Origin of the sequence: Providencia sp. PROV175 (genome assembly GCF_032707045.1) — a bacterium.
Lineage (GTDB): Bacteria > Pseudomonadota > Gammaproteobacteria > Enterobacterales > Enterobacteriaceae > Providencia > Providencia hangzhouensis.
The window spans coordinates 1,136,211-1,154,483 of the sequence record NZ_CP120533.1; the positions used below are offsets into that span (position 1 = coordinate 1,136,211).

Here is an 18,273-nt window from a genome sequence, read left to right on the forward strand (position 1 = left end):
ACAACTTTATGAATACTATACTAAAATATAGCTGTTTTATCGCCGCGGCTATATTACTTTCCGCTTGTGATGATATGGAGCTTTTAAGTGGTAAAGGTAAATTTTATTATAGTAATCCAAGCGCAAACACGATTAGGTTTAAGCTAGATGGTAAAGATTATGATGTTTTACCAGAAGATAAAGGTGTTGTTTTACTTTCTAGCGGGTTACACCAGTTAGAAAGCGATGAGGGTAACGTGACGGATTTTTTTGTCTTTGAAAATAACTCTGGCGGTATTATTAACCCAAATCATTTTGTTTATTACACATTGTCTGAAGTTTATGCCGTTGATGGCAAAGAAGAGAGGTTTAAACCTGCGAGTTACCCCATTACGATTAATGGGCACGAGCTTGAACTGCCAGTTCGCAGTTCTAATGCAACGCTTATTGATGGAAATATATTTAGGTGTAGCTACCCGGTTGGTGAAAATTTTCCAGATTCAATCACACTTTATGATGATAAGTTAGATGGAAATATTAAATCCAAGTGCTTTGATAAACATGAATTAATTGCCTATTTAGATAATGAATACGGACAAAATTTATTACCGGATCCTGCTAATCATGAAGCTGCGGATTCTATCAATGTGGTATTTATGTATGGAGTCCCAACTGTTACTTTTGATAATGAGAATGTACAGGTAAAGGCCGAAAAATTAATTCAGTTAGTTACACGGTTAAAAAATACCGATGATGTGAATATTCATAAAGAATTAAATCAAGAATTTCATCAGGCTATCACAGAATTAGTCCAGGAGCAGGTTCGAAGTGCTTCATCAAATTCTGTTGCTGAAAATATAAAGTATAATCATTTTATTCAAGAAATTAATGTAGTAAGAGAAAATGGTATTTGGTTAAAAGAGTAATCATTTAAGTAGATTTACTCTTTACAAGCTTACTCAAAAAACTATTTTCGAGTAATAATTTTTTGAAATTAATTAAGATAATGCTTATTAAGTATACAGAGTAATCTTATTTGAAATAGTTGGCGAAAAAGCGAGATTGGGATAGTTATATTTTTATTAATCTCACCAAGGAACTCGGCGATGAATTTACCCATACAATCTGTTTTCACCGTCATATCAGCTATATTTTTGTTTTTATTTTCTTCTGTCGCTAGCAGTACAACTATTATTGATACCAAAAAAGAACCCGATGTTTTAGATTTAGTATTCATTCTTGATAAAAGTGGCTCTATGTCAGGTTTCGAGACTGATACAATTGGTGGATATAATAGTGTATTAACTGAAAATAAAGGAAAAAAAGCAAAAACCTACATTACAACTATTTTATTTAATGACAAAACAAGTTTACTTCATAATAGAGAACCCATTGCAAAAGTTTCTAATCTAACACTTGATGATTATCCTGTTGGTGGCTATACCGCATTGTTAGACGCAATAGGAGAAGGCATTGAAAAAATGCAAGAAAATAGAAATGTTACTAAAAATAATAATGTCCTTTTTGTAATAATTACAGATGGGCAAGAAAATAGTAGCCGTAAATATTCCCAGGCGAAAATTAAAGCTATGATTAAGTCAGCTGAAACAGAAGATAAATGGGATTTTATTTTCTTAGGAGCCAATATTGATGCCATTTCTGAAGCGGAAAATATTGGGATTAAAAGTTCAAATGCCACTGGTTATGTGCAAGATGGGACAGGTTACGATAAAGCTTATCGTGCTGTAAATAAAGCGGTGGAAGCTAAACAAATGTCTGCACCAATATCAGAGGACTGGAAACAGGAAGTCGAAGCGGATGTGAAGGAACGTAAAAAATAATAATGTGTTCAATTAAAAAGAGATGATATCGCTTCGAATAAAGCCTTTACGGCAAATGTAATAAGGGCTTTCATTTTATAAATATAATTAGCTAGTTTGTTTTAAGGCTGTAAACATTTTTTCAGCAAGTGTGTCTTGTGCCGATTGGACTCCAGGTAATACAAAATAGTACCCTCCACCAAAAGGCTTGATATAACGTTCAAGTGGTTCACCATTGAGCCGTTTTTGAGTGTCAATAAAGCCTGTCTTTAAATTTTGTTGAAAAGAGACAAAAACTAAGCCCATATCGAGAGTTCCTGTTTCGGTTAACCCCAGTGAATAGCTATAACTTCTTCGCCTTAGTTTTGCGGTATAACGTTCAGGGTTACGAGGCTCTGCACGGCGCATATGGGAATCAAATAAAATACGGTCACCATGAGGATCTTTTTCAAACTCAGGATCATCATGCTCATTTTTCATGCCGATTGGTGCTCCTGAGTCTTTATGTCGGCCAAAATCATTTTCTTGATCTTCTAATGGTGTTCTATCCCAAAACTCTAAATTAAAACGAATGAGACGTACTGCTTGGTATGTCCCTCCGTCGCACCAAGACGGTTCTTGGCTGCCTTTTGTTATCCATATTAATTCGTTCATTAACGAATTGTCATCGGCAGGCGCATTTCCTGTTCCATCCTTAAAACCAAAAAGGTTGATAGGCGTTGAGTGGTTATCAATATCTCTTGCAGGTAAGAAACCATCTATTTTCCAGAGAGGAAAACTGTATGGCGAAATATGACGTAGGATATCACGTAATGCATAGATAACGCTTTCTTGGCTATTCGCACATATTTGCAGAAGAAGATCACCACCACACCATTTTTGTTCTAGTCGATCGTTAGGAAAACTGGTCATTTCACTAAGATGTTTAGGCTTAATTTTATTTAAGCCGAACCGGTTATCAAAAAGAGAATTTCCTAAAGCAACGGTGATAGTTAGTGAGTCGGGTTGTTGTTGTGTCCCAAGAATACCTGATTCTGCCGGAGGCATCTTATCGTTATTGATTGACGGCTCTATTTGGGGTTGAGTTAAGTGAGCAATACGCTGAGTCAGTAAAGTAAAAACAGTTTGTAATTGTTCGACAGAATTCGCTGTAGTATTAAATGCAATAAAAGTGGCATTTTTGGGTTCAGGTGTTAAAACACCGGCTTGGTGTAGCCCAAGATAATTGATTGCTTTGTTATAGGTGAGCTGGCAATTAGCAATTTTCCCTTGCGCTTTTAATGTTGGAGCAGCTAAAACTGCGCTACTAACTGCGAGTATTTTTAGGGCATTACGCCGAGACATTCCGTTGGTTTGCAATATACTGCTTAGTTTAGCTTGCATAAATATATGCCTTAATATTTATAGTAAACATCGACATCAAGCTCAGCACGTAATTTGGCTAAGGTTTCAGCTTGCTGAGTGAGTAATGAATAAAGCGCCATTTTGTCTTTTAATTGTAATTGGCTATAGGGTTGATATGTGGTATTTGACAGTTGATATGGCTGCATTATTTGGTTAATCAGCTGTTCATTTTGCTGTATTTTATCCAGTGTTTCTGGCTTGATAAAAGGTTTAAGAACCCCAACTATTTTTTTTGCTCCCTCTAAATTAGCGGCAATATCAGTTAAATCAGACAAACTGTAGATATTTTCTTTACCACCCAATTTTGTTTCTAAGATCATTTCAATAAAATCAGCCGAGGCTTGCACAAGCTTGGGTATTTCGATGGTTTCAGTTGCTACTCGTTTATGCAAATCACGCCCTTTGAGTAATAGCTCTTGGTTTGCCGCTAACGCAAGTTTGGCATCCTTTTGCATAAATAGCTGGTACTCAACAAGATGAAACCCCGTAAAGCGGTAATCTGTTTCTTTATCGAGGAAATAATCGGCTCTTGGGTTAATTGTCCTATCCGTATTACCAAACAAAATAATAATCGGGCGCACTGTTTCATAGTACTGGTGAGCTTGAATATATGCTGTTTGAGCTTGTTGCAGCTTCCCTTGCTGTAAATTCTGTTGCAACAATTCCAATTGTGTGACCATTTCTGCCAATTGATTAGTGGCAAAGGTTAAATAGGTTTGGATTGCATGTTGATATTTTTCTGGAGTGGGTATATCACCTTTAGCAATAATGATGTTGTCCCCTGTTTGCACAGGGGATCTTAGTGCTTTACTTTGAACCAAAGTAGGAATGGCAACACTGAGTATTAAGCTAAAAGACATCCATTTGATATTCCGCCTCAGTGAACTAGACATTTTTTTTGCTCCGAGCAAACAATGGGATCACAATAGCCCAATAAAGGACAAAGGTAATGACGCTGAGCCAAATCGGTTGTGAACGGTAGGCAAAGAAAGAAGAGATAAAATTGCCAGCAATACCAGAATCATCGAGAAATGCAGTTGTATCCCAAGCGGGGTAAATTAAAAACTCAGGGATAGCGAAATCATATTCAATCAATAAGTTAGCACTTTCTTCTACACCTTTAAGTAAGAGAGATAATGCGAGGAATAATAAAATAACCCCTGTAACTTTAAAGAAGATAGACCACGAAATTAAGCGATTTGTTAGTAGGAAAACATAAAGTGTAAGACCTGCAATCGCAATTCCACCACCGACCTCGATAAAGAAAGTCGAGGCATTAGATGTGGTTAGCGACATAATAAAGCTAGATAGGAAGACGACGATTTCACTCCCTTCGCGGGCAATGGCAATAGCAATAATCAATGCGGCTCCCCACCAGTTATGGTGAGCGGCATTACGGCTTATTCCTGATTCAATTTCGGATTTCATTGAACTTCCATGTTTGTTCATCCAATACACCATTTGGACAATCAGGACACAGGCGAGTAACTCCATAAAAATCATAAATAGTGATTGCCCAGTGTCATCGAGGACATTGAATACACCATAAATGAGAAGCGCCAATAAGATTGAGGTTATAACCCCGATAGCGACACCAGCCCAAAGGTATTTCATACCATTATGTGCGTCAGGGTGACGTTTAATCCACGCATAAATAATGCCAATGACAAGTAGCGCTTCAAAGCTTTCACGCCAAACAACAAACAGAACTTGTCCCATGCTAAATCCTTTTATTTCGCAATGATCTCGCCTTTGGGGTGAGAAAGGTGGAAGTCATCAAAAAAAGTGTACGTACCAGGTTTCAGTGGTGCGATTACCACTACTGAGCTTGCACCCGGCGCTAAAACTTTTTCTTTTCTTAATTGAATGCTTTCAAACTCTGCGGGTTCAGCACCTGTGTTGGTAATTTTAATGCGGATAATCGTTTTTGCAGGAACTTCAAGAACTCGCGGGATGAGATCACCATTTTTCATTTCTAATTCGACAGTATATTTTTCTGCAGCAAATGAAGATAAGGGAACTATTGTACAAGTGATAACCAGTAAAAAACTCAGTAATGTTTTCATTTTGGCTTGGTTTATCCTTTAATAACAACAAACAAAAAAGGGCTTACGCAAGATAACTCCCTTGGTTAAGCCCTTATCTAATTTTAATAAAAAAATTAGTAACTACCTTTACGGCCAACACCTGCGTAGTCAAAGTCCCAAGAGACTTCGAAAGGTTGGAACCAAGGGGCTACACCTGTTTCTTTATCAATATGGCGCCCAAAGGCAACTTCTTTATTGTGTGATGGCGGGTAAATTTTATAGGTGACGCGGTATTTACCATTGCCATCTAATTTAATGTTTTCCCCATAATGAGGGCCATCACTCGCCACCATAGGCATAAATGTGCCTGTTTGAGTTTGTGGTTTATCACCGAGTTTAGTCACTGAATACTCAATGGTCAGGTAAGGGATCCAATCGCCTTCTGCAAAGCCATTTGGGTTATCTTCAACAGCGTGAATATCTGCTTCTAAGTGGACATCTGCTTTATCTGCAGCTAAGTGAGACATCGCATGATGGCCTTCTTCGGTATCCATTGTAATGGGCTGTAAATAAACACCTTGGATTTCCATTCCGTTTTTGATCACAGGGTGACCGAGAGGGTACTCTTGAGCTAATGCTGAGATTGAAAACAACGCGAGACCTGAAACAGCAGCTTTATAGGCGAGTTTCATTATTTTTGTCCTTACCATAAGTGATATAGAGTGGTAATGATAATCATTACTATTAATAAAAAACAAGTGATAATTTCTGATAAGTTGACAACGCGTTGCTGAGAATGATTATTTTTATATAAAAATCTATGTGTTAGAAAAAGTTATTATTCTTCAAAAAATAACTTGCTAATAGTGTGCTCTATTAGGCAGTTTATTATTATCTACGTGATATATTTTGAATGTAGATATTCATGACAAATGAGTTTTTCATCAATTTTGTTGAAACTAAAGGTATAGCCATGCAACGACGTTATCTTGATTGTTCAGCTTCAGAAATCGCAAAATTCAATAAAAAGAATCTATTAGAATCAATTAAAGCCAGTGAAGGGCGAATATTGGTTTCTGAAACCATTGGTACAATTCAGCCTGTATTAATGACCGTAACGAATGCTGAATTAGCTGCAAGCCAAGGTGCCGATATCCTGTTGCTGAATGTTTTTGATGTTAATCAACCGACTATGCAAGGCCTGCCCGAAGGGATTGAACCCGAAGAAATCATTCGAACTCTTAAGCGTTTAACGGGGAGAGCAATAGGCGTTAATTTAGAGCCCGTACCTGAGGGATTTAATAATCCAACACAGGATGCGCAGTGGAAAATGTCAGAGGGGCGGTTAGCAACAGTAAAAAATGCCATTAAGTTAAAAGAAATGGGTGCTGACATTATTGTTTTAACGGGAAACCCTGGAAATGGAGTCACTAATCAGGAAATTAACCAGAGCCTTAAAGAGCTTAAAGCTGTTGTTGGCGAAGATATTGTGCTTATTACAGGGAAAATGCACGCGGCAGGGGTTTTGAATGCCTCGGCTGAGCAACTCATAACAGAAGATGATATTCGTACCTTTATTAACAGTGGTGCAGATATCATTTTGCTTCCGGCTCCAGGAACGGTCCCCGGGATCTCGTTAGAGTTTGTGCAAAAAATGGTGGGTTATTGCCATTCCCAAGGTGTGATGACAATGACAGCGATTGGGACTTCTCAAGAAGGCGCAGATTTACAAACTATTCGGCAAATAGCATTAATGTGTAAAATGGCCGGGACAGATTTACATCATATTGGTGATTCAGGGTATAACGGAATTGCATTACCTGAGAATATTTTAAATTATAGTATTGTGATCCGAGGGGTTAGGCACACTTACTCTCGTATCGCTCGTTCAATTAATCGCTGATTGGCATTTTTAGGTGGTTTTTACAAAATGATTTGTGAAAATCACCGACTAAAAGCAAGATTTGTTTCTATCTATTCTAGATTTAAATTCATATTATTTTCGATAAAAATTTATACAATTCCCTCAATTCTTCAGGTAAAATTTCGCCCATTTTTCTAAAACAATATTTATAACACAATAAAAGAAGTGAGTTATGTCGCAAAATACTAATCCGGTACCAAAAATTGGTTTCGTTTCTCTCGGCTGCCCGAAAAACCTAGTTGATTCAGAACGCATTTTAACTGAATTACGCACTGATGGTTATCAAGTGGTTCCAAGCTATGATAATGCTGACTTAGTCATTGTGAATACTTGTGGATTTATCGACAGTGCAGTGCAGGAATCATTAGAAGCGATTGGGGAAGCACTGAATGAAAATGGTAAAGTGATTGTGACAGGATGCCTTGGTGCGAAAGAAAACCAAATTCGTGAAGTACATCCAAAAGTTTTAGAAATCACTGGCCCACATAGCTATGAGCAGGTACTTAATCATGTTCACCACTATGTTCCGAAGCCTGAACATGACCCTTTCTTGAGTTTAGTCCCTGAACAAGGGGTAAAATTGACACCAAAGCATTATGCGTATTTAAAAATTTCCGAAGGGTGTAATCATCGTTGTACTTTCTGCATTATTCCTTCAATGCGAGGGGACTTAGATAGCCGTCCAATCGGGGATGTGTTAAATGAAGCTAAGCGTCTGGTCGCTTCAGGAGTCAAAGAGTTACTGGTTATTTCCCAAGATACTTCTGCATATGGTGTTGATGTTAAAAATAAAACGGGTTTTTGGGATGGTCAGCCTGTAAAAACTAGCATGGTGGGGTTATGCGAACAACTTGCTTCAATGGGCGTATGGGTGCGTTTACATTATGTTTACCCTTATCCACATGTTGATGATGTTATCCCGTTGATGGCAGAAGGTAAAATTTTACCTTACTTAGATATTCCACTACAGCATGCAAGTCCGAAAATTTTAAAATTAATGAAACGCCCCGGTGCCGTTGAAAGAACACTTGAGCGGATTAAACGTTGGCGTGAAATTTGCCCTGAACTCACCTTACGTTCAACATTTATTGTTGGATTTCCCGGTGAGACAGAAGAAGATTTCCAAATGCTATTAGATTTCTTATTGGAAGCTAAGTTGGACCGAGTCGGCTGCTTTAAATATAGCCCTGTCGAGGGAGCGAAAGCGAATGAACTAGCTGATCAAGTTCCTGAGGAAATAAAAGAAGATCGTTATCATCGTTTTATGCAAGTACAACAGCAAATTTCTACACAGCGATTACAAGATAAAATTGGTAAAGAAATTTTAGTCATTATTGATGAAGTTGATGATGAAGGTGCTATTGGGCGTAGTATGGCTGATGCACCAGAAATTGATGGTATGGTTTATCTCAATGGTGAATTTGAGGTTAGCGTTGGGGATATAGTGAAAGTATTAGTTGAGCATGCAGATGAATATGATCTGTGGGGAAATATTGTTACTGCTTAATTTAATAAAAGCGCTCTAGAAGTGTATATGGCTAACTTAGATAGATTCAGTTAGCCATTTTCTTTTTTACTACATTGATTTACTACTTTTAATTATGAAAAATTGATGCGGATCAATAGTTGTAAACCTATCAATTAATAACTTGATCTAGAATATAATAATTAAATGGCAAATTGACATAATCAGATAACTCTTATCGAAGAATAAGGATAACTATGTCAACTCATTTAATATTTCCAACTACAACACCTGTAAAAGAAAGTATTTATAATTCAGATAATTATGAATATATCGTAGAGCTTGCTCATACAACCATTGAGAGCGGATTAGCCTCGTTACATGATAATAATATTCGCAGTTCTCTACTGAGCACTGATGGGAAAATGCTTTGGCTCAGTCATGAGCTTGATGGTAACTTTGAGATAGCAAATTTACTATCTGATAATTTAACTTATGGGGCTCAGCTTAGGTTGTATGCAGAGCCAATTGAATTACATGGAATTTTTTATTACTTAGCACCAGTGTATTCACATACTGGTGAGCCTGTACTCGTTGTTGTTTTATCTTCAACTAAGAATAGTTGCAATATTTTGTTTGCACTTACGCAATCCTTAGCAAGGGAAGTGAGTGAAAAATTGAAATTTCGCTATTACGAACAAGGTGTTTTTAAGGTAGATAAGGACGAACAACGGTTCGCTAACTTAGATATTCATTCAGTTGAGAAAGCTTTGATTATTGAAGTTGCACAAGCTTGCAAAGGTAAAATTCAAAAAATGCATAAAGTCCTTGATATGGGACGGACAACATTATGGCGCAAGCTAAAGCAGTACGAAATTAACATTAAGGACTACAAATAGCTCTTCTATATGCTCTGAATGGTAAAAAATAGCGCTTTCGCGTGTTTTTTGAACAGCTACAAAGCATAAAAACAGCGAAGCGCGAAATATTTACCAACATTTTGAACGACAGCCGATAGATAAATAAAGCGTAATCTATCTACTTGTATCGTTACTTGATGTATCGAGAAAAGAAAATGAAAACGATGCTTATTATACTTGGATACGGTAAAGAGGTATGTCGTTTGTAGCCTTATTTTTTTAGTTTTATGAGAGAGAAAGTTTGTTGATAAAGGTTATTGTTTTACTAAAAAAGTAGTGAGATATGGGGAGGGTAAATAATACTTTAATAACTAAAAAAAATGTAATTTTATTTTGTGATTATTAGTGGTTATTATTACCATCTGAATTATTAATTTACTTAGGTTTTTAATCCATAACAGAGTGGTGTTGTTTTTATCACTTATAAAAATAAGTTATTATTTCAAAATTAACAGAATATTAATCTATATTTATCTAAATTATAGTACCTTTAGGTATTTTTCATATAGTTAATTTCTGATGGCTTAGAATCAAGCCATCAGAAATAATAACGCTATAAGAAGGTAAACATAGCATATAGATTAAATATATCTAGGATAGGTATTAATATATTCGTATTCTTGAATAAGTTGTGGTAGTGATTTTATTCCTAATTTTGTATAAATATTAGAGCGATGTACCTCTACAGTTCTTGGTGATAATGACAGTTTTTCTGCGGTTTCTTTACTGGTATTACCTTCTAATATCATATCCATAATTTCTCTTTCTCTAACCGAAAGACGATTAAATTTATCAGAGAGATGAGTATATTTTTTATGCTTCTCATGCATACTTAAAAATAATTCCATTGCGTTGCTAATGGAATTTGATATTTCGATGTCCTTGAAAGGAAAGGGAAAAAAATCAAAGGCTCCAGCTTTAAAGCTTTCTCGACATAGACTGATAGAAGGCTCTTCGGCAAGCACAATGAATGGAACAATACCAAATGAATTATTTATATTGTTTAATCGATTAATACGATTTTCATCATTGTTTAAGAATAATAAAATACATTCCTTTACATTACCCTCATTAGGATAAGTATAATTACTCATAAACACTTCTTCGTTATTATAAAATCTAAAGATAGAACCAAAAGATTCCATCATTAATTTCAGTTTATTCTTAAAGACATTATCACTTTCTACGATTACGTGAATGGTGTTATTCATCACCATACTCCTGTTGAACTGATTTGATATTCATACTAATCTGATAAAATACGTAGATAAATAAAGTGAAATTTAAATTCCACAATAATATTTTCTACTGATCGTTGTTTTTTTTATTAATGTAATACTGACCTTAATTTATATTAAAAACATCATCTAGTTAAATTTAATATAAAAATAGAAACAATAGTTAAAGTTTGTGTCATTGGGTAATATTCGATTAATGACGTGTAACATTTTAGGTGATTTTACTTATTAAATGTGTTTTTATCATAAAGTGATAGACAGAAATATTGCTAAAGCTAATCAATAATATCTTAAATCATTAGTCATAAAAAGTCTTAGATGTACACTTATGTTGTTTTTTGAGGTGATAGCTCTTAACTTGTGAATTGACGAAGATTAAGTACTTTTTATATCTAACATGTTAAAATTAATACTTACCTAGTTTTGATGAGTGAATATACTTAATGGCTTCTTTAAAAGACGTAGCTCGACTTGCAAATGTTTCATTGATGACTGTATCAAGGGCAATTAATAGCCCTGAATTACTAAAGCCTGAAACCTTGAAACAAGTCCAACAAGCTATTGAGTCACTCAATTATGTCCCTGATTTTTCAGCGCGAAAGATCAGAGGGAAAAGCTCTAGGGTTTCGACAGTTGGTGTTTTGGCCCTCGATACAGCAACTACCCCTTTTTCTGTAGAAATCATTCTTTCAATAGAACAAACCGCGAGGCAATTTGGCTGGAGTAGCTTTGTAGTTAATATTACATCTAGCGAAGATAGTGAAAGAGCTGTCCGACAATTATTATCTCAGCGGCCTGATGGTATTATTTATACTACGATGGGGCTTCGAGAAGTAGCGATTCCAGAAACATTACATAATAATCGTTTGGTTCTTGCTAATTGCATAGATAAAAATGGGCAGTTCCCTGCTTATGTGCCAGATGATTTTAATGGTCAATTTAATGCAGTAAAACGCTTAATAGAGAAAGGGTATCGAAATCCTCTTTGTCTTTATATTCCGCAAGAGACACTTGCTGGAAAAATGCGCCGTGAAGCGGTGGAGTCTGCGTGGGCAAGTGCTGACTTACCGCTAGCATCACTTCAGCAACATCATTTAGAGTTAGGCGATGAGCATTATTTAGATGTTATAGCTTTAATTAATAGTCATTTTAAGAATAAAAAACCGAATTTTGATGTCATTATTTGTGGAAATGACCGTATAGCATTTTTAGCTTACCAAGTACTACTTAGTCGTGGCTTACGTATTCCACAAGATATCGCAGTACTTGGCTATGATAATATGATAGGTGTCGGGGAACTATTTTATCCTCCATTAAGTACGGTTGTGTTACCGCACTATCAATTAGGCCAACAAGCCGCTTTACACATCATAGAAGAACGGCAGCAAAATAGTGTTGAATATGTTGCTTGCGACTTGTTAGAACGTAATTCTTTTTAACCTTGCAGAGAAAAGCAAATCTAGTAGCTTGCTATTCAATGGATTTTTTGATCTCCCAATAAATTGCTTTTTCGAGCTTTGCTTGCTGATTTATTGCAAATAATCTTAAGTCCCGCTCACTTTGATGGGGGTAGATTCGACAACTAAAATTGACTTCACCATCATTAATAAATACTTCCAAACTAGAGTGATCGATAAAAGCATTTATTTTAAGTTGATGACCTTCAGGTATTGGCGCACAACGACTATCACTAATTGTATATTCAGGGTAATGACGTATTAAGGTTAATTGCTGACTTTGGTTATCAATGTAAAACTGTACGCCGTATCCTACCCAAAAGCCGAATTTTTCAGCAGGGCTTTGCGGTAAGTCCCAGATAAGTTCTATTTCACAACTTGTCGCATTCTCATTCAGTATGATTGTGCTGTTTTTAGCTAGTGTTGTTGCAGGAAAATGGCTTGCGGACTGACGTAATGTTTTCAATTCCTCTATAGGTTTAGCGATAATTTTACCTTGTTCATTCAGTTTTAGCTCTCTAGGTAAAGTAAAACATCCTGACCACCCATGTTTTTGTGTGGGCATATGGCTTTCCCACATATCCATCCAAGCGATAGCGATACGGCGGCCATCTTTAGCTAAAAAGGTTTGAGGTGCGTAAAAGTCTTGGCCAAAATCAAGTTCTGTAAATGCATGTGAAATTTTATAAGATGAATTAGGAGACCAATTACCAACCAAATAACCATTTTGAAATAGATTTCGATACTGATAATTTTTTGCCTTTTTTCCTTGAGGTGAAAAGAGGGCAACAAATTGTTCGCCTAATGGAAAGAAATCAGGACATTCCCACATATAAACATTATCGTCGTCAGTTTTTGCCAGAACTTGGTAGTTTTGATCCCAATTTAATAAGTCTGTACTCTTAAATAAAAGTATTTGTCCTTGATCTTGGGAGTCTCTTGCTCCGACGACCATCCACCATTTTCCATCTTGTCGCCAAACTTTAGGATCTCGAAAGTGCATATAACCATCGGGTGCAGAAAGTACAACACCTTTCTTTTCGAAATGAATACCATCTTCACTGATTGCAACACATTGTGATTGGATGATTTGACTATCATCACCTGGATTTGCTAACCAGATGTGGCCCGTGTAGAACAGATATAATTTATTATCGTAACTAATTGCAGATCCTGAGAAACAACCATCTCGGTCATAGTCTTCACTAGGTGCTAACGCAATTGCCTGATGTTCCCAATGTACCATATCTGTACTTGTTGCATGCCCCCAATGCATGGGGCCCCAAATCGCACTAAATGGATGATGTTGATAAAATGCATGGTATTGGCCTTGATGATAGATCAAACCATTAGGGTCATTCATCCAGCCTGCATAAGGGGCAAGGTGGTATTGTGGGTAAAAATGCAAGTCCATATTTTTCCTTGCTGTTTTGATGGCTTCGTTGGCTAGTTCAAGTTGTTTTTTCATTATGGCTTCCTGAATGTTTTTCGATCGCAATAACAAAATAAGCACATGAAATTCAATAATAGGTGCGTTTATTTGCTGGTTTCTTTATACTCAATGTTAACGTTAACAGTTTGCGTTTACTAGTTTTATTTTTATGAGTTGGTAATGTGCTAGCTATGAATAAGAATGAAGGTTAAAAATATAAAACTCGCAAAGGAGACATAATGAAAGTTTGGGCGTTAGGGGATGCTGTCATTGATTTAATCCCCCTTCAAAATATGCAATATGAAGCTTGTGCTGGTGGAGCACCTGTGAATGTTGCCGCGGGTGTTGCACGCTTAGGGCAAAACAGTGGTTTTATTGGGCGAGTCGGCGAAGAAGCTTTTGGGCATTTTATGCAGAAAACCCTATTTGATATAGGGGTTGATACTAGTGCGATGGAGTTTGATGAAAAGTATAAAACAAGTACTGTTCTCGTCTCGTTACACGAAAATGGAGAACGTGAATTTTCTTTTTTAGTTTCTCCTTCGGCCGACCAATTTTTAACGATAAATAATTTACCGCAATTTGGTAATGATATTTTGCATTTTTGCTCATTAGCTCTGGTGCACCATCAATGCAGAGCATCACTATCGACAGCTATCGAACAACTCAAGCTCGCTGGCGGATTACTGAGCTTTGATATTAACATTCGTCCGCAAATGTGGTCAGATCCCGACGAAATGCACCAAATTGTTGATAATTTTGCAAAACAAGCAGATATTTTAAAACTTTCGGATGATGAATTGCTGTGGTTAACGCAAGAAAGTCGTTTTGAGAATGCCATAGCTAAATTGCAAAATTACTCTGCTCAATTAAAAATTGTGACTCAAGGTGCTAAAGGTTGTCAGGTGTTCACCCCCTCAGTTCAAATAGCCGTAAGTGCTTATTTAGTTGAAAGTATTGATACTACTGGTGCAGGTGACGCATTTATGGCAGGGTTATTGGCGGCCATCTCACAATATGGGCTAGTCAACGAAAAAGAGGGATTGATGAAGGTCATCTCGCAAGCTACGGCTTGTGGTGCATTAGCGACAACTAAAAAAGGCGCTATCGCTGCGGCTCCGACACAACAGGAATTATTTGTATTTATGCAGCAGCAACCGCCATTACATCAACGCGATGTTTTTTGATGAGAATATATGTGTATTGAGCAACTAAAAGGTAGCGATATAGTTACCTTTTAGTTTAAGAATACTTGATATAATTCAAATTATATTATGGTGGTGGCAAGTTTTATTTTTTGCATTTTGGCGTATGATAAGTAGCTAATATTATTTAATCAGATTTTATTGTGGATAAATCATGTTGCTTCGCTCGGGAGTAGCTCTTGCTATTTTTTCCTATATCTTATGGGGAATAACACCATTATTTTATCGTTTACTTCCCGGTGCGGAACCTTTAGAGCTACTTGCAGAACGTCTTATCTGGTCTGTACCTATACTTTTTCTTGTTCGCTTAATTATCAAAAATAAATCTTTATGGCGTGAGGTATGGTCTGACAAACAGTCGATAATCCTGTGTTTATTTAGTTCGTCGGTTATGGCGATATCTTGGACAACATTTACTTATGCATTAACCCACGGGCAGGTGTTAGCTGCTAGTCTTGGCTATTTTATTAACCCATTATTTTCTATTTTACTTGGTGTTTTGTTCCTTCGCGAACGGCTTGTTTTTGCAGAAAAAATGGCTGTTATTTTTATTTGTGCGGGGGGTCGGTTACCAAATTTGGCAGTATGGTGAATTACCTATTTTAGCGTTAGTAATGGGGAGTGCTTTTGCAGTCTATGGGTTAATCCGTAAATTTATTCGATTTGATGTGATTACGTCTTTATTTCTAGAAGCACTTTGGTTGCTTCCTATTGCAATAACGATCACTTGGTGGTTAGCATCTCATGGTCTAAGTGCCGTGGCGCAAGGGGATTGGCAAATTAAAGTTCTTTATATGTTAGCGGCGCCTGTCACGATAATTCCTTTGCTCTTTTTTACCGCAGCAATTAAACGGACATCATTAACGGTGATTGGTTTAGCGCAATATATAGAACCAACAATTCAATTTTTATTGGCCGTATTTTTATTTAATGAGCTCTTTGATTGGGTCAAAGGTATTAGTTTTTCACTTATTTGGATTGGTTTAATGTTTTGTGTATTAGCTATTTTACGCAAACAGTATATTAAATTTTCTCACAAAGAACCTTTTATTACTGGGCGCGACCAAACGCCATTAGATTAAATAATTACAAATATTATCAATTGATTATAAAAATTTTTTTTATGGTATTTTTTCCTTGATAGTAAAAGCAAACGATTGCGTATATAATGGGTATCAACTTTTTGTCGGTAAGGTCATCAATCATGAATCAATTAGGTACTGCGCTGTGTAAATCTGCAACAAAAGTCATGCTGTTAGGTGCTGGAGAGTTAGGCAAAGAAGTTGCGATTGAATGTCAACGATTGGGCATCGAAGTTATTGCGGTTGATCGCTATGATAATGCGCCAGCGATGCATATTGCACACCGCAGTTATACGATAAACATGCTTGATGGCGAAGCGCTGAAACAAATAGTCTCACGGGAAAAACCTGATATTATCGTGCCTGAAATTGAAGCAATTGCGACACAGGTATTGATGGAGCTTGAACAGCAAGGACAAAAAGTGGTTCCGTCTGCGAAAGCCATTGTACTTACTATGGATAGAGAAGGGATCCGTCGTTTAGCGGCAGAAGAGTTGAAATTGCCAACATCAGAGTATCAATTTGTAGACAGTAACCCCGATTTTATTGCAGCGGCAGAAAAAATTGGGTTTCCCTGTATTGTTAAGCCTGTGATGAGTTCATCAGGAAAGGGACAAAGTGTGATCCGCTCTCAAGCAGAATTAGATCAGGCTTGGGATTATTCGCAGCAAGGTGGTCGAGCAGGGCAGGGGCGTGTAATTGTTGAAAAAATGGTTAATTTTGATTTTGAAATTACATTGTTAACAGTCAGTGCGGTGGATGGTATTCACTTTTGTGCGCCTATAGGTCACCGACAAGAAAAAGGGGATTACCGTGAGTCTTGGCAGCCGCAGTACATGAGTGAGGCTGCGTTGAAAAAAGCGCAAGACATTGCCAAGAAAATTGTAACCTCTCTAGGAGGTTATGGAATATTTGGTGTTGAATTATTCGTATGTGGTGACGATATCATTTTTAATGAGGTTTCGCCTCGTCCCCATGATACGGGGATGGTGACGCTTATTTCGCAGAGTTTATCTGAATTTGCATTACATGTTCGTGCATTTCTTGGTTTCCCAATTGGCGTGATCCGTCAATATGGGCCGAGTGCTTCAGCGGTTATTTTACCTAATTTACAAAGCCAAAATGTGGTTTTTTCAAATATTGGTGCTGCTTTGGGGTCTGACACCCAATTACGGTTATTTGGTAAACCTGAAATTGCAGGAACTCGTCGGTTAGGTGTGGCTTTGGCGATTGCGGATTCTATTGAAAATGCATTAGATATGGCGAAGAAAACCGCGAATACAGTGTGTGTTTCTGGTTGATCTTGATGAATTTTGCGCTCAATGACTCTAAGTTAGTGAGCGCTTGTATACTTTAATTTTAACTTTGAGATTATCTTCATATAAGACTTTATTTACCTTTATTCCTAGTTTCACTGAAATAGATATCCGCTATCTTTAATTAAGAGAGTATTTAATAGAGCAAAGTTGATGAGCTTAGCGTCTTATCACTTAGTAGGCATAAAAGTAGAATAAGGAAAGTTATGATGATTCATTATGTAGTTGGTTTAATGTCATTAGGATTAATATCTTTTTTATCAACAGCGCAAAATCTTGAACAACAATTCAGTTTATGGGTAGAGAACGAAAAAGATAAAATCGAGTGTTTTGAGCAACAATCTTCATTTAAGTATTGCTTAGGTAAATCATCGAATAAAGGTTTGGCTGTTTTTGACCAAAAAGGACAAGAGATTTACCAACTTTACTATTTTGATAATTGGCCTGATGAAGCGCAAGACGGGGTATATCGAATTCGCAAAGAAAATAAAATTGGTTTTGCAGACGCAATTACTGGGGAAATCGTGGTTGATGCAATTTATGATTGCGCGTATCCCTTTGAAGCAGGGAAAGCGAAAGTCGGTATCGGATGCGAAACGCAAACAGATGCTGAACACAGTTGGTGGGTTGGTGGTAAATGGACAACAATTACACGCCAATAGCACATAGATATTATAAAGTTTTAGATAACTTAACGTTGAGATTTCACGTTATTAGTGAAATTTGTTTACAATAAACTTCATTTTATTCATATGAGTTACATTTTTTAACTTATTGAAAACAAATCAGAATCGTTATGTGGATCACATTTTTGACCTCATATTCCCTTCCTTAAAACCATTTAAAGTAAAAAACAAACCGCTTAATTCTATATGGCACCACTTAGCATAACTTTAGTCATTTGCTGAGTGTAATTTCATACCATATACACCATGGCAGAGCTCAATTTTTTAATTCAATACAGTTCAACCACTGCCAATTAAAAAACCATCAACGATAAATGA

The 18,273-nt window shown here is 36.6% G+C and carries 16 protein-coding genes and 1 pseudogene; 10 read left to right on the forward strand and 7 right to left on the reverse strand.

Annotated elements, in window-relative coordinates:
- The first annotated feature begins 8 nt into the window (after positions 1-8).
- Together P3L44_RS04930 and P3L44_RS04935 are read left to right on the forward strand one after the other, a co-directional pair.
- Positions 9-905 carry a hypothetical protein gene (locus P3L44_RS04930; protein ID WP_140171294.1) on the forward strand — a complete coding sequence of 299 codons (897 nt, stop codon included), beginning with the start codon at positions 9-11 and terminating at the stop codon, positions 903-905.
- 180 nt (positions 906-1,085) lie between these two features.
- The gene (locus P3L44_RS04935; RefSeq protein ID WP_140171292.1) at positions 1,086-1,820 is read left to right on the forward strand and encodes a vWA domain-containing protein; all 735 of its coding nucleotides are present in this window, start codon (positions 1,086-1,088) and stop codon (positions 1,818-1,820) included.
- 87 nt (positions 1,821-1,907) lie between these two features.
- On the opposite strand, the gene efeB is transcribed toward P3L44_RS04935, so the two are convergent.
- The 5 genes from efeB to P3L44_RS04960 form a co-directional block, all read right to left on the reverse strand.
- Positions 1,908-3,182, reverse strand: a complete 1,275-nt coding sequence (gene efeB, locus P3L44_RS04940; RefSeq protein ID WP_200129263.1) for an iron uptake transporter deferrochelatase/peroxidase subunit — start codon at positions 3,180-3,182, stop codon at positions 1,908-1,910.
- An 11-nt stretch (positions 3,183-3,193) separates the two neighbouring features.
- Positions 3,194-4,096: an EfeM/EfeO family lipoprotein gene (locus tag P3L44_RS04945; protein WP_136133965.1), complete on the reverse strand. Its 903-nt coding sequence runs from the start codon at positions 4,094-4,096 to the stop codon at positions 3,194-3,196.
- On the reverse strand, positions 4,089-4,922 hold the full coding sequence (locus P3L44_RS04950) for an FTR1 family protein (protein ID WP_136133966.1): 834 nt from the start codon (positions 4,920-4,922) through the stop codon (positions 4,089-4,091). The genes P3L44_RS04945 and P3L44_RS04950 overlap by 8 nt, the downstream gene beginning before the upstream one ends.
- Before the next feature lie 11 nt (positions 4,923-4,933).
- Positions 4,934-5,269, reverse strand: coding sequence for a cupredoxin domain-containing protein (locus tag P3L44_RS04955; protein WP_272662028.1), 336 nt, complete (start codon positions 5,267-5,269; stop codon positions 4,934-4,936).
- 95 nt (positions 5,270-5,364) lie between these two features.
- Positions 5,365-5,922 carry an iron transporter gene (locus P3L44_RS04960; protein ID WP_094960937.1) on the reverse strand — a complete coding sequence of 186 codons (558 nt, stop codon included), beginning with the start codon at positions 5,920-5,922 and terminating at the stop codon, positions 5,365-5,367.
- A gap of 281 nt (positions 5,923-6,203) precedes the next feature.
- Here P3L44_RS04960 and P3L44_RS04965 point away from each other — a divergent pair, with 281 nt between their 5' ends.
- From P3L44_RS04965 to P3L44_RS04975, 3 genes are all read left to right on the forward strand, one after another.
- Positions 6,204-7,133, forward strand: a complete 930-nt coding sequence (locus tag P3L44_RS04965; protein WP_096863319.1) for a PEP phosphonomutase — start codon at positions 6,204-6,206, stop codon at positions 7,131-7,133.
- 193 nt (positions 7,134-7,326) lie between these two features.
- The gene (rimO, locus tag P3L44_RS04970) at positions 7,327-8,661 is read left to right on the forward strand and encodes a 30S ribosomal protein S12 methylthiotransferase RimO (protein WP_112307185.1); all 1,335 of its coding nucleotides are present in this window, start codon (positions 7,327-7,329) and stop codon (positions 8,659-8,661) included.
- A gap of 215 nt (positions 8,662-8,876) precedes the next feature.
- A complete protein-coding gene (locus tag P3L44_RS04975; protein WP_140171286.1) occupies positions 8,877-9,518 on the forward strand; it encodes a helix-turn-helix domain-containing protein in 642 nt (213 codons plus the stop codon).
- A gap of 602 nt (positions 9,519-10,120) precedes the next feature.
- Here the strand turns inward: P3L44_RS04975 and P3L44_RS04980 are convergent.
- Complete coding sequence (locus tag P3L44_RS04980; RefSeq protein WP_140171284.1) at positions 10,121-10,750, reverse strand: response regulator transcription factor; 630 nt, start codon at positions 10,748-10,750, stop codon at positions 10,121-10,123.
- A gap of 470 nt (positions 10,751-11,220) precedes the next feature.
- On the opposite strand from P3L44_RS04980, the gene P3L44_RS04985 reads away from it, so the two are divergent.
- On the forward strand, positions 11,221-12,216 hold the full coding sequence (locus tag P3L44_RS04985) for a LacI family DNA-binding transcriptional regulator (protein ID WP_004260608.1): 996 nt from the start codon (positions 11,221-11,223) through the stop codon (positions 12,214-12,216).
- A gap of 31 nt (positions 12,217-12,247) precedes the next feature.
- On the opposite strand, the gene P3L44_RS04990 is transcribed toward P3L44_RS04985, so the two are convergent.
- Complete coding sequence (locus P3L44_RS04990; RefSeq protein WP_272662029.1) at positions 12,248-13,702, reverse strand: glycoside hydrolase family 32 protein; 1,455 nt, start codon at positions 13,700-13,702, stop codon at positions 12,248-12,250.
- A gap of 203 nt (positions 13,703-13,905) precedes the next feature.
- Between P3L44_RS04990 and P3L44_RS04995 the strand changes: the two genes are divergently transcribed.
- The 4 genes and pseudogenes from P3L44_RS04995 (at position 13,906) to P3L44_RS05010 (ending at position 17,931) form a co-directional block, all read left to right on the forward strand.
- Complete coding sequence (locus P3L44_RS04995) at positions 13,906-14,853, forward strand: aminoimidazole riboside kinase (protein ID WP_140171280.1); 948 nt, start codon at positions 13,906-13,908, stop codon at positions 14,851-14,853.
- A 172-nt stretch (positions 14,854-15,025) separates the two neighbouring features.
- Positions 15,026-15,953, forward strand: a pseudogene (gene rarD, locus P3L44_RS05000) (EamA family transporter RarD).
- 122 nt (positions 15,954-16,075) lie between these two features.
- Entirely contained in the window at positions 16,076-17,254 is a 1,179-nt protein-coding gene (gene purT, locus P3L44_RS05005) for a formate-dependent phosphoribosylglycinamide formyltransferase (RefSeq protein WP_272662030.1), read from the forward strand.
- A gap of 221 nt (positions 17,255-17,475) precedes the next feature.
- Entirely contained in the window at positions 17,476-17,931 is a 456-nt protein-coding gene (locus P3L44_RS05010; RefSeq protein WP_272662031.1) for a WG repeat-containing protein, read from the forward strand.
- Positions 17,932-18,273 lie beyond the last annotated feature (342 nt).